This is a genomic window from Fluviicola taffensis DSM 16823, from assembly GCF_943372375.1.
Lineage (GTDB): Bacteria > Bacteroidota > Bacteroidia > Flavobacteriales_D > Crocinitomicaceae > Fluviicola > Fluviicola taffensis_A.
Genome location: NZ_CALRYJ010000004.1, coordinates 43,731 through 55,831 on the forward strand (window position 1 = coordinate 43,731; position 12,101 = coordinate 55,831).

Here is a 12,101-nt window from a genome sequence, read left to right on the forward strand (position 1 = left end):
TTAACTGTTAATTGCCAGAACACAAGCAACCATCCCGGCTGTTTCCGTTCTTAATCGCGACTCTCCCAAATGTACAGCTTCGTAACCGTGTTTCAAAGCGAGTTTCAATTCAGATTCACTAAAATCTCCTTCCGGTCCGATTAAAATGCGGAACGGATGATCCAATTGATTGACCGGTTTCTTGTCTCCTTCCATACAATGAGCAATTCCACCCTTCGGATTGTTTGCTACAAATTCCGGAAAATTTTGCAGTTCTTCGATCTCCAATAAAAAATCATGTTGTGCCTGTTTCATTGCAGAAATGGCAACCCGTTGCAAGCGATCCAGTTTCAATTGAACCCGCTCCGATCGTTCACAATTCAAAAAAGTGAGTTTCGTTGCTCCGATCTCCACTATCTTTTCCACCATCCATTCCATGCGATCCAGGTTTTTCGTTGGGGCAATTGCCAGATGGAATCCCGGTTTTGTTCGTGTTTTCACTTCCTTTGAAACAACCTTTACGACACATTTCTTCGGATGTGCATCCGTAACTTCTGCGGTTACGATCAATCCCTTTCCATCCAACAATAAGAACCGGTCACCATTCTCATAGCGCAACACGCGAATGATGTGTTTCGATTCTTCTTCCGGAAGGGTAAATGTTTCCGAATCCGGAATTTGTAAGAGAAAAAAGCGTCTCATTAATTGAGTATTTGAACCAACATTTCTTTTAGCAACTGACCATCGGAAGTAGAACTGTTCCCTACCCCTTTTGCTTTCAAATCATAATTGTGCAGGATTTCCACATTACGCGCCAATATCTTTGGTGGATAATTCGGGCAATTGCGTATCAATTCTTTCGCAACAAATGGATGCAAGCCTACAGAAGAAGCAATTGCTTCGGGTGTTTTATTCGGTGCGAAATGAACACGCATCATATTTGTAAACAACTTAAAAACGGATGGAATAACTACAATAATCGAATGTTCCTTGGGATTCTTTTCAAAATAATCCGCAATTTGAAATGCTTTCAAGGTATCGCGAATCGCAATGGCATTGACCAATTCGAACACGTTGTAGTCTTTCGAAATTCCGATATTCTCTTCGATATGAACATCCGAGATCTTGGTTCCTTTCTCCAGAACGATTGCCAACTTGTCCAATTCATTGACAATCCGGGATAAATCATTCCCCAAAAACTCACCAAGTAAAGCAGCAGCTTTAGAAGTGATTTCGTAACCTTCCGAACGAACATATGTTGCGATCCATTCAGTTAAGTTATAATCTTTTACCTTCTCTGATTTGAAATTCACTCCAACTTTTGCCAAGTCTTTTGTAAACTTTCGCTTTCCGTCGAGTGCTTTGTATTTGTGACACAGAACCAAAATATTGCTTTCCACCAAGTTCGGAAGTAATTTTTCCAGTTCGTAAATATCTTTCATATCCTGCGCTTCGCGCACAACGACCACTTTTCGCGTTCCCATAAAAGGAAAGCTTCGTGCCTCGCTCATGAGTGTCAATGCATCAATATCACGTCCGTAATAAATTGCCAGATTAAAATCTTTCTCCGATTCATCCACTGCATGCTCAATCAATGCATCAGCTATCAGGTCGATGAAATACGGTTCTTCACCATGTAACACATACAAAGGCTGGAATTGACCATTTTTGATGTCTTTCAGAAGAGCTTTGTAATCCATCTTTCAAAATTACGAAATATCAATTACGAATGCCGAATTACGAATGCCGAATTATGCTTTTTACACTTTTGAGCCTTAAAAAATCAAGACCAAATTGATTCATGTTTTTATAGATAACACTAATTAATTCGGAATTCGGACCTCGGAATTCGTAATTTTGCACCATGTCGTATCCTTCGTTGAATTTACCTCCGGCACAATTAAAGCTTTCCAAGGAGAAGGAAGGATTTTACGTTTGGTGTATCATTCGTAAAAAGAAGTTACTTCTAACACCGGAAGAATGGGTGCGTCAACATGTGATCCATTACCTCATCCATCACAAGAAAACTCCGATAGAACGAATCAATAGCGAGCATTTACTGAAGATCAACGGTCAAAATAGAAGATGCGATGTGGTAATCGTTGACAGCTATGGAAATGCCAAATTGATAATCGAGTGCAAGGCTCCGGATATTTCGCTGGATGAAAAAGTCTTTTTACAAACGAGCAATTACATCCAAAAAAGCAAAGCTGCCTATTTCTGGATGACCAATGGAATGAACCATGTCATTGTAGAATGCGCCAATCCGGATGTATTTTTGGAGGAGCTTCCGGAATTGTAGGTGCCTTCGACTACGCTCAGTCACTTACCATAATCAGATCGATATCAAAATTTTATTCAAAGGACACTGAGCGCAGTCGAAGTGTAATTTTGAATTAATTCGCGTGTTTCGCGTCCAATTTGAATTCGCTGGTTGTATGGAATGTCAAATCCGGATAATCTTTCTCTGCCATTTGAAGTAAGAAGGATGTTTCAGCCAGGAACACCAGATTCCCATCCTTATCTTTTGCCAAATACTGTGATTTTGCACGGGTAAAATCCTTCAATTGTTCTTCATTATCGGTAGTAATCCAACATGCTTTATGGTAGCTTTTCGGAACAAAACGACATTTCGCCCCATACTCATGATCCAATCGATAAGCAATTACCTCAAATTGAAGTTGTCCAACTGTTCCGACAATTTTTCTATTTCCCGGTTGTTGAATAAACATTTGGGCTACTCCTTCATCCATCAACTGGGTAATTCCTTTTTCCAATTGCTTGGACTTCATCGGATCCAAATTTTCCAATTCCTGGAATAATTCAGGCGAGAAGCTTGGAATTCCTTTAAACATGAAGTGTTCCCCCTCATTCAAGGTATCTCCGATTTTAAAGTTTCCGGTATCGTATAAACCAATTACATCACCCGGATATGCCTCATCGATCACACTTTTGTCCTGTGCCATGAAAGAGGTAGGATTCGCAAATTTGAACTTTTTATCCAAACGCACATGATTGTAAAAGGTATTTCGCTCAAATTTCCCGGAAACAATTCGCAAAAATGCAATACGATCGCGGTGCTTTGGATCCAGGTTCGCGTGAATTTTAAACACAAATCCGGAGAATTTCTTATCAGAAGGTTCTACACGTTTCAAATCTGTTTCTCTACCTCTTGGAGAAGGAGAAATGCGAACGAATGTATCCAACAATTCCTTTACACCAAAGTTGTTCACTGCTGAACCAAAGAAAACCGGAGCCACATCTCCTGAAAGGTATGCATCCCGATCAAAAGCATCATAGACACCTTCGATTGTTTCCAATTCCTCCCGCAATTCCGCTGCCGGTTTCTCACCGACCAATTCATCCAACTCTTCTGAGTTGATATCGGAAAGTGAAACGATATCTGTAGAAATCTTTGTTTTATTTGCAGCAAACAGGTTGATATTCTTGTCGTAAATATTGTAAACTCCTTTGAAGCGGTCACCCATTCCGATTGGCCATGCCAAAGGTCTAACGTGGATATCCAAAGACGATTCCAATTCATCCAACAGTTCAAACGGATCTTTTCCTTCCCGGTCCATTTTATTGATAAAGATGATCACCGGAGTTTTACGCATACGACAAACTTCCATCAATCGCTTGGTTTGTTCCTCCACTCCATTCGCACAGTCAATCACCAGGATTACACTATCAACAGCAGTTAGGGTTCTATAGGTATCTTCCGCAAAGTCCTTGTGACCGGGAGTATCCAGGATATTGATCTGTTTTCCGGAATATTCAAAAGCCATCACGGAAGTTGCAACGGAGATTCCACGTTGTTTTTCAATCTCCATAAAATCCGAAGTAGCTGTCTTCTTGATCTTGTTATTCTTTACAGCTCCCGCAGATTGAATCGCACCACCAAAAAGCAATAACTTTTCAGTCAATGTAGTTTTACCTGCATCGGGATGCGATATAATTCCAAAGGTTCTGCGCTTTTCAATTTCTACGTCGTTGCTCATGATTGCTGTTTATTGGGTGCAAAAGTAGTTCAAAATTTGCGAAGTGAAAAGTGAGATTGGGGAAGTGAGAATGAGGAAGTGAAAATGATGACCTAAAAAGAAGGAATCCTTAAGAAAATTACATTTAGTTTTTCAATCAATACAAAAGATTAACACCCTTAAAAACAAATAGTTAATACCAATCCTGTTCGCATCTTTGCGAATTCGCGAATTCGCGAACAAACGAATTTCCAAACACGTAAATTCTATTAAAGAGAAGTGTTAATTGTCAATCAATCAAAATCTTGGAAACAACCTTATTTCAACTGATAAGAAAGAATGATTTCATGGGTTGCATTGTTCTTAATCGCATTAAACGGATAGTTATTAATTCCAAATTCATAGGTATAACCTACCCGAAATTTACCAACTATATCGTAGCCGATCATTGGTCCCAATTCAAATCCATTATTACTAAACGGGTTAGCAGCAGTTGCTCCAAACCACAAATTTTTCCAAGATGCTGTCAATGCAACAATCGAATAGATATTCAACATATCCGTACCAACCTGAGCTCGTGGAGTTAATTTCCAATTTTGTCCCAATGGGAAAGCATAATCACCGAAAAACCAATAATGAGGAGCTATATCATAGGAACTTGAATTTCGTGTGAAATACCCGTTTAATTTGGTGCAACTCACCCCTGCATTCCATCTTTCTCCGTGCAAAGCAATTCCTAAATCTCCCCGAAAAAATGTTTGACTGCTTTTGGGGATTGACGGATCATTCGGATCAGTAAAAACCAAACCTGATTTATCGAATAATAGCGTTGAACTTCCTACGGAAACACCTAAGGACAAAAACATCTTCTTAATCGGAATGTGATACGCATAAGAAACCAGTGCCGTATGCTGCCTGTTCAAGCCAACTACATCGTATTCGTAACTTACTCCAATTCCGCTGTTAATCGAATCCAGTTTCATTGCATAATTCAACCACAAAGTTGTCGGTGCACCGTTAATTTTCGTCCATTGGTTCCGCCATTGCGCATTTGCATGATGCTTGTAAATTGCTCCTGTCATTGCAGGATTGGTATGCATATAGTTATTCCAGAAAAACGAACACCTTGGATCTTGTTGAGCGTTAGAAACAGTGGAAACAATTAGCAAAGTAACGAAGGTGACGATTCGGCTTGTTAAGTTCATTTATTTTCAATTTAGATTGCGAACATAGTAAAATCAGATTAATTATCTTCGTCCAATGAAAGTTTCGATACATCCATCTTGGGAAAAAGCACTTCAATCCTCTTTTGAAGCACCTTATTTTGAAAACTTGGTCCAATTTGTAAAGGAAGAGTATACCCGTTTTCCAAATCAGATTTTCCCGGAAGGAAAACACATTTTCAGTGCTTTTGACAGCTGTCCCTTTGATCAGATCAAAGTGGTGATTTTAGGTCAGGATCCATATCCGACCAGAGGTCATGCACATGGACTTTGCTTTAGTTGTGATTCGCATGTTCGTCCTTTACCTAAAAGTTTGCAAAACATTTTCAAGGAATTGGAAGACGATTTAGGAATTCCCGCTCCTCCGAATGGCGATCTGAATCATTGGGCAAACCAAGGAGTTCTATTGTTAAACTCTATTTTGACTGTTCGGGAAGGACAACCGCTTTCACATGCAAATCAGGGTTGGGAGAAATTCACGGATGAAGTGATTCAAAAGATCAATGACGAATTGGAAGGGGTGATTTTTGTTTTGTGGGGATCTCCGGCACAGGCAAAAGCAGCGCGAGTGGATCAAAATAAACACATTGTATTAAAAGCGCCCCATCCGTCACCCCTATCCGCTTATCGTGGATTTTTTGGAAGTAAGCCTTTTTCGACGATTAATGGGATATTGACTAAAAGAGGTGAACAAGCTATCAAGTGGGCTTAAGACAAACCTGGCTTTATATTTCCCATAGAAGACCACGGATTTCCTCGCCAATTCGAGGGAACACAAGAGTTTAAAAGACATACATCCGTGAACTTTAGTGCTCGTCCTCAGATTACAACTTTTATCAAAGTTATCTTCGTCTTCAATCGCTATCGCGCTTTCTTGTGGGAGAAAAATAAACGCTCCTATCACCAGGGTTGAAAAATCTATTCACATCTCAAAACTTTCCCCCACTTACTTCCCTTATCTTTTGCCATAAAAAAGTATTTTTGCACCAATGGAATTTCAAAATGATTTAATCTTACGCGCTGCAAAAGGCGAAGATATTGAGCGTTACCCGGTTTGGTTAATGCGTCAGGCAGGAAGAATTTTACCTGAATACCGAGCGGTTCGCGAAAGCGTAAGCGGGTTTAAGGAATTGGTTGAAAATCCGGCTTTAGCAGCCGAAGTCACCATTCAGCCTGTTGATATTTTAGATGTCGATGCAGCCATTATCTTTTCAGATATTTTGGTGGTTCCCGAAGCGATGAACATTCCCTATCAGATGATCGAGAAGCGAGGACCATGGTTCGAACATACGATCCGTTCGGAAGAAGAAGCCAAACGATTGGAATTTGATTTCGATGTGGAAGACCGGTTAGGTTATGTTTTGGAAGCAATTCGTTTGACAGTAAAACAATTGAATGGGCGGGTTCCTGTAATTGGATTTGCCGGCGCTCCCTGGACTATCCTGTGTTACATGGTAGAAGGTCACGGTTCTAAAACATTCAGTGAAGCACGTAAACTATTGTATACTAATCCGACTTTGGCACATCAATTGCTACAGCACGTCACAGATGTTACAATTGCTTATTTAAAAGCACAAGTTAAAGCTGGAGCGAGTATGATACAAGTTTTCGATTCATGGGCTGGAATTTTAGGAACGGAGCAGTACGCGACTTTTTCTCTTCCTTATCTGTCTCAAATAGCATCCGCTATTGAAGATGTTCCGGTGACCTTGTTTTCGAAAGGAGCCTTCACTTCTATTCCTGCTTTAGCAAAACTGGATTGTAATACGATTGGGCTCGATTGGAACATGGATATTCCGGCAATGAGATCTTTGATTGGCGATTCCAGAACCTTACAAGGTAATTTAGATCCTTGTGCTTTATATGGTTCTCATCAAAGTATTGAGTTAGAAACAATAAAAATGTTAAATTCGTTTGGCAATAATAAAAGACATATTGTAAATTTAGGCCACGGTGTTTATCCGGATGTCGACCCAGAAAAGGTTAAAACATTCATTAAAACTGTAAAATCTTATGAAACCAAATAGTATGAAACTAAAACAACTTGTTGCATTAACTGCTTTGATTGGACTTCCGATTATTGCATCAGCGCAAAGTGGAGACAACCTCGTAGATAACGGAGGATTTGAGTCCAACGCAGGTAAACCGAAGAAATTGGGTCAAATTGATTTGGCAACTGGGTGGAAATCTCCAACTGGTGCCCGAGCAGATTATTTCTTAAGTGATTCAAAAGTGCCTGATGTTGGTGTTCCTGATAACGCTTTTGGAAAAGAATCCGCTAAGGAAGGTGAAAACTATGCCGGGATCTTCGCTTTTTCTTATGGAAACAAGTTGCCGAGAACATACATTATGACCAAATTGAAAACACCTTTAAAAAAAGATGTTACCTATTGTATTTCTTTCTTCGTTTCCATGTCCGAATCTTCCAAATATGCTTGTAACCAGATCGGTGCAAACATTTCGAAAAAAGAATTCGGGACAGATCAGAAAGTACATTTGATCGATCAAACACAAATCCAGCATCCGGACAACAAGGTGTTCAATGCTTCTTACAACTGGGAGAAAGTATGTGCTTCGTACAAAGCTGAAGGAGGTGAAAAGTTCCTTACAATCGGTAACTTCACTTCTGACCAGGATACCAAATACGAAACGAACAAGAAACCAAAGGATTCAAAAATCACTCAGATTGTTGCTGCATACTACTATATCGATGATGTAGTAGTTACGATGTTGGACAAAGACGAGGATTGTAAATGTTACGATGCTGACAAGGACAAAAACGAATTGTCTACAACTGTTTACATGAAACAAGTTGCTGATAATGATAAAATGTCTACAAAAGACCGCATCGAAAAACAAGAGATCTACTTTGGATTTGGTAAAACATTCCTTACTCCACAAGCAAAAGCAGCTCTTGATATCGTAGCGAAAGTTCTTACAGAGAATCCTGCAATGTCAATCACTGTAATTGGAAACAATAACGAAGAAGAGGATAAATTGGCTGAGAAAAAGGATTTCTATGCTGATATGGATACTAAAAGAAATCAAGTCGTTAAGGAATATCTGATTGCCAAAGGAATCAATGCATCGCGTTTGAAATCGGAAAGCAAAGGAAGTGATACTCCTAGCCCGGAAGTAAAAGAAACAGATGATGAGGATTTGAAATTGGCGAAAAACAGACGCGTTATTTTCAAAGTGGACTAATACTAATTCTTTAGAAAAAAGGTAGGGGGGCGATTAATCGCCCCCCTACCTTTTTTCAATCTTTTGAACTATGGAAAATACCTTCCCCATTTACAGAAAACTGGATGGATTCAGTCGCTTTTATAAGATTGAAAGTGCTGACTCGTTTATAGAGGTAAGTATTCAGCTAGGGAAGATTCAGCATCAAACCATCCAAGCCATTCAATTTCCCGAGAAACTTCGGATCCAGGATATGATTTCATGCTCCTTTAACTATGTTCCGATGAGTATAGAAGAAATCGGGACCTATTTCCCTTAAAATAATCATCTTACGATAGTTGGATTTTCTATCCAAAAAATACTATTTTAGTCACTGACAAAAATCAATTATCCGTGCTGAAGTTTTCAAGTTTCCTGATTATTATACTACTGGCCTTTAGCTGTACACTTTCCGCTGAACAAGAAAACAGATTGAACAAGCAGCTATCCAAATACGTCAAATCATACAACAATAACAATACGCTTGAATACGCAGGACTGACTCACCCCGCTGTGGTGCGCTATTATTCCTCACTGGGAGATTCGGACTTTATTAAGCATTTCAGCAATCTTGGCAACGAAAAAGCAGTTAATTTGGACAATCCATTATTCCGTGAAATGAAAAGCAAAGGCAATTGGATTGAACGCAAATACACTATTCGCAGGGAAACTTCCGAAAAATCGGATAACGACTACGAAATCTATGCGATCTCATCCGATGGCGGTAACAATTGGTTTTTCCTTACTCAGGAAGACTACCGACTTCAAAAAATTCCACTCAAAAAACGATTGTTCTTAAAATAAGATATGATAAGACTCTTACTACTACTATTATTCACCCATTCATTCCTGGTCTCTTTCGGACAAGGATGGAATCCTGTTGGTTCAAGGGCGGTATCCCTTGCAAATACCAGTATCTGTTTGGATGATGTCTGGGCATACCATCACAATCCGGGTGCTACCGCTTCCATTAAAACCATTTCAATAGGGGCGTACTACGAAACGCGATTCCTGACTAAAGAGCTTCAAACACAAGCATTGGCGGTTGCAATTCCATTAAAAGTCGGAGTGATTTCTGCTGGTGCGCAATTCTTTGGTTACCAACAATATCGAAATACACGAGCTGGTTTAGGCTATAGCATGAGATTTACCGATTTTCTTCAAGTTGGCGTTCAGGGAAACATTCAAACACTGAGACTCGGAGGAAATTATGGATCAACCGTTAGCGGAACAGTCTAAGCAGGTCTTTTGGCAAAGATTTCGGAAAAATGGAGCGTCGGTGTTTCTGTGATGAATATCGGAAGACAACGGATCAATCCTACAAATGATCGTTTTGCTACCGTTATGCGAGGTGGATGTCAGTATAAACCTTCTAAAAAAGTTTCCATTTTTGCTGAAGTTGAAAAACAGATCATCACGAAAATCTCATTCAAGGGTGCAGTTGAATACCAACCGGTTCAATCATTGTTCATCCGTTTTGGTGCACAAAGCGCTCCTATGGAATTCGCACTTGGAATCGGTTATAAAGTAGCAGGCTTTTCTATCGATTTAGGGTCCAAATATCATCAGACACTCGGTTGGTCACCCAACTTCGGTTTAAACTACCAATTTAAGGAGCATGTGGAAAAATAGGCTTTTACTTATTTTTTTCATCAGCATCGGTTCTTTCCTTTTTGGACAGGAACGGAACGAAATTATTCAGCAACGTGTGGAATTCATTGCCGAACAATCGGAGTCGGAAGAATTAGATCTGACAAATATCTTTGACCAGCTCAATTATTTCTTTGACAATCCAATCAACCTGAATAATACCAACGCAGACGAGCTGCGCTCACTTGGATTACTTACTGAGGTCCAGATTACGGACGCATTGCTGCATGTAGAACGATTTGGTAAATTCATCAGCATCTATGAACTTCAATCCTTAAAATACTGGGATTTGAACACCATTTCTTTAGTCCGTCCCTTTATAAAAGTTGACGATCGCCTGGAAAATATGCACATTACGTTCAAAGATGCCATCAAAAACGGAAAAATTGAATGGTACACCCGCTATCAGCGGACTCCTGAACAAAAGAAGGGATATACTGAAGTATCTGATTCCATTCTAAACAACTCAAACAGCTATTATCGGGGAAATGCCGACAAATATTACACCCGATTTCGATACACTTACCGAACAAATATCAGTCTCGGTTTTACAGCGGAAAAAGATGCAGGAGAGGAATTTTTTAAAGGTTCGCAGAAAAACGGGTTTGATTATTACTCTTTTCACGCTTTTTACAAAGGCGGAAAATACATTCGTGCAGTTGCTGCCGGGGATTACCAGATTCAAATCGGTCAAGGGCTGAATACCTGGAGCGGTTATGCTTTCGGGAAAAGTGCAGACATATTCTCAACGAAAAAAGCTGCCAATCTTTTGCGGCCGTATACATCCGTCGATGAAAACCGATTTTTCAGAGGAGGAGCTGCAATTCTTGGTTATAAGAAATGGAACCTGCTAACTTTTTACAGCAACAAGAAAATAGACGGTTCCGGAATAAATGATTCCCTAACCGATGACCTGGAATTTGTTACAACCATTGACTTATCCGGTTTGCATCGCACAAATAGTGAAATTGCGAAGAAGAACAAACTAAGTGAACAAGTGATTGGGAATTATCTTAGCTACAATTCCACCCGATTCAATGCCGGAATTGCAGTTGTAAATCAACAATACAATCAGCCGCTTCAGAAAGACACTATTCCTTACAATTTGTATGCTTTCAGAGGAAAAAACACCACCGCTATCAGTGGAGATTACAATTTTGTCCTTCGGAATTTCAACTTTTTCGGGGAAGTTTCCTACAGTACCCATTCCAAATCAGTTGCCCAGCTTCATGGTCTGATGGCTATCCTGGATCCGAATGTTTCCATTTCCGTGATATACCGGAATTATTCCAAAGGATACTTTTCGTTTTACAACAATGGATTTTCAGAAGGGAGCAATACCCAAAATGAAACCGGATTATTCTCAGGAATCAAAGTGCGGCTTGCTTCGGCTTGGTCTGTCAGTTCCTACATCGATTTCTTCCGGTTTCCCTGGTTAAAGTATCAGGTTGATGCACCATCCAAAGGATATGAATTTTTAGTTCAGCCGACCTATAAACCAAATAAGGTCTTTGAATTGTACGCACGTTTCAGGCAACAGGTCAGACAAAAGAACTCACGAGAAACAGACGGGAGCATCACCGGAATTGAAAATGTGGTTCAGAACAATTATCGCTTGAATATGTCCTACAAGGTCCTTGAAAGCTTCACCTTGAAAAGCAGGATTGAATATGTGACCATTAATCGAAAAAGCAATGCCGCGGAAGACGGCTGGATTTTCACCCAGGATTTTTTATTCAAACCCAAAAACCTACCATTTGATCTGACCTTGCGTTATGCCTTATTTGATACCGACAGTTACGATACGCGCGTCTACACTTTCGAAAACAATGCCTTGTATGTCTTTTCTATTCCTGCTTATTATTATCAAGGTTCAAGAGCCTATGCTTTGGTGCGCTTTTCATTCCTGAGACATTGTGATCTGTGGATCCGTTACGGAACCTATTTGTACTCGAATAAAAAAGTCATCAGTTCCGGTTCGGAAGAAATCAAGGGATCCAGAAAATCGGATATAACGGTTCAACTAAGGGTGAATTTCTAGCTTAAA

At 39.8% G+C, this 12,101-nt stretch carries 13 protein-coding genes; 9 read left to right on the forward strand and 4 right to left on the reverse strand.

Going from position 1 to position 12,101, the window contains the following annotated elements; genetic code table 11:
* Positions 1 to 681, reverse strand: coding sequence for an RsmE family RNA methyltransferase (locus tag AAG807_RS07545; protein ID WP_341902049.1), 681 nt, complete (start codon positions 679 to 681; stop codon positions 1 to 3).
* Entirely contained in the window at positions 681 to 1,679 is a 999-nt protein-coding gene (gene holA / locus AAG807_RS07550) for a DNA polymerase III subunit delta (protein ID WP_341902051.1), read from the reverse strand. The genes AAG807_RS07545 and holA overlap by 1 nt, the downstream gene beginning before the upstream one ends.
* Before the next feature lie 164 nt (positions 1,680 to 1,843).
* Here holA and AAG807_RS07555 point away from each other — a divergent pair, with 164 nt between their 5' ends.
* Positions 1,844 to 2,281, forward strand: coding sequence for a type I restriction enzyme HsdR N-terminal domain-containing protein (locus tag AAG807_RS07555; protein ID WP_341902053.1), 438 nt, complete (start codon positions 1,844 to 1,846; stop codon positions 2,279 to 2,281).
* A 94-nt stretch (positions 2,282 to 2,375) separates the two neighbouring features.
* On the opposite strand, the gene AAG807_RS07560 is transcribed toward AAG807_RS07555, so the two are convergent.
* On the reverse strand, positions 2,376 to 3,980 hold the full coding sequence (locus AAG807_RS07560; RefSeq protein ID WP_341902055.1) for a peptide chain release factor 3: 1,605 nt from the start codon (positions 3,978 to 3,980) through the stop codon (positions 2,376 to 2,378).
* 296 nt (positions 3,981 to 4,276) lie between these two features.
* Positions 4,277 to 5,164 (reverse strand): PorP/SprF family type IX secretion system membrane protein, encoded by an 888-nt coding sequence (locus AAG807_RS07565; RefSeq protein ID WP_341902057.1) that lies wholly within the window; start codon positions 5,162 to 5,164, stop codon positions 4,277 to 4,279.
* Between the two features lie 55 nt (positions 5,165 to 5,219).
* Between AAG807_RS07565 and ung the strand changes: the two genes are divergently transcribed.
* From ung to AAG807_RS07605, 8 genes are all read left to right on the forward strand, one after another.
* The gene (gene ung / locus AAG807_RS07570; protein ID WP_341902059.1) at positions 5,220 to 5,894 is read left to right on the forward strand and encodes a uracil-DNA glycosylase; all 675 of its coding nucleotides are present in this window, start codon (positions 5,220 to 5,222) and stop codon (positions 5,892 to 5,894) included.
* 277 nt (positions 5,895 to 6,171) lie between these two features.
* Positions 6,172 to 7,209: a uroporphyrinogen decarboxylase gene (gene hemE / locus AAG807_RS07575; protein ID WP_341902060.1), complete on the forward strand. Its 1,038-nt coding sequence runs from the start codon at positions 6,172 to 6,174 to the stop codon at positions 7,207 to 7,209.
* Position 7,210: 1 nt separating this feature from the next.
* Positions 7,211 to 8,386, forward strand: a complete 1,176-nt coding sequence (locus AAG807_RS07580) for an OmpA family protein (protein ID WP_341902061.1) — start codon at positions 7,211 to 7,213, stop codon at positions 8,384 to 8,386.
* Positions 8,387 to 8,456: 70 nt separating this feature from the next.
* The gene (locus tag AAG807_RS07585) at positions 8,457 to 8,684 is read left to right on the forward strand and encodes a hypothetical protein (RefSeq protein ID WP_341902063.1); all 228 of its coding nucleotides are present in this window, start codon (positions 8,457 to 8,459) and stop codon (positions 8,682 to 8,684) included.
* Positions 8,685 to 8,758: 74 nt separating this feature from the next.
* Positions 8,759 to 9,208, forward strand: coding sequence for a hypothetical protein (locus AAG807_RS07590; protein ID WP_341902064.1), 450 nt, complete (start codon positions 8,759 to 8,761; stop codon positions 9,206 to 9,208).
* Between the two features lie 3 nt (positions 9,209 to 9,211).
* Entirely contained in the window at positions 9,212 to 9,643 is a 432-nt protein-coding gene (locus tag AAG807_RS07595) for a hypothetical protein (protein ID WP_341902065.1), read from the forward strand.
* Between the two features lie 9 nt (positions 9,644 to 9,652).
* Positions 9,653 to 10,036 carry a hypothetical protein gene (locus AAG807_RS07600; protein ID WP_341902068.1) on the forward strand — a complete coding sequence of 128 codons (384 nt, stop codon included), beginning with the start codon at positions 9,653 to 9,655 and terminating at the stop codon, positions 10,034 to 10,036.
* Positions 10,023 to 12,095, forward strand: coding sequence for a hypothetical protein (locus AAG807_RS07605; protein ID WP_341902069.1), 2,073 nt, complete (start codon positions 10,023 to 10,025; stop codon positions 12,093 to 12,095). The genes AAG807_RS07600 and AAG807_RS07605 overlap by 14 nt, the downstream gene beginning before the upstream one ends.
* Positions 12,096 to 12,101: the final 6 nt, after the last annotated feature.

Coding starts and splice junctions, on each gene's coding strand:
- AAG807_RS07555 (WP_341902053.1), top strand. CDS start 1,844: ATGTCGTATCCTTCGTTGAATTTACCTCCGGCACAATTAAAGCTTTCC.
- AAG807_RS07605 (WP_341902069.1), top strand. CDS start 10,023: ATGTGGAAAAATAGGCTTTTACTTATTTTTTTCATCAGCATCGGTTCT.
- AAG807_RS07560 (WP_341902055.1), bottom strand. CDS start 3,980: ATGAGCAACGACGTAGAAATTGAAAAGCGCAGAACCTTTGGAATTATA.
- AAG807_RS07565 (WP_341902057.1), bottom strand. CDS start 5,164: ATGAACTTAACAAGCCGAATCGTCACCTTCGTTACTTTGCTAATTGTT.
- AAG807_RS07580 (WP_341902061.1), top strand. CDS start 7,211: ATGAAACTAAAACAACTTGTTGCATTAACTGCTTTGATTGGACTTCCG.
- AAG807_RS07585 (WP_341902063.1), top strand. CDS start 8,457: ATGGAAAATACCTTCCCCATTTACAGAAAACTGGATGGATTCAGTCGC.
- AAG807_RS07595 (WP_341902065.1), top strand. CDS start 9,212: ATGATAAGACTCTTACTACTACTATTATTCACCCATTCATTCCTGGTC.
- hemE (WP_341902060.1), top strand. CDS start 6,172: ATGGAATTTCAAAATGATTTAATCTTACGCGCTGCAAAAGGCGAAGAT.
- holA (WP_341902051.1), bottom strand. CDS start 1,679: ATGGATTACAAAGCTCTTCTGAAAGACATCAAAAATGGTCAATTCCAG.
- AAG807_RS07545 (WP_341902049.1), bottom strand. CDS start 681: ATGAGACGCTTTTTTCTCTTACAAATTCCGGATTCGGAAACATTTACC.
- ung (WP_341902059.1), top strand. CDS start 5,220: ATGAAAGTTTCGATACATCCATCTTGGGAAAAAGCACTTCAATCCTCT.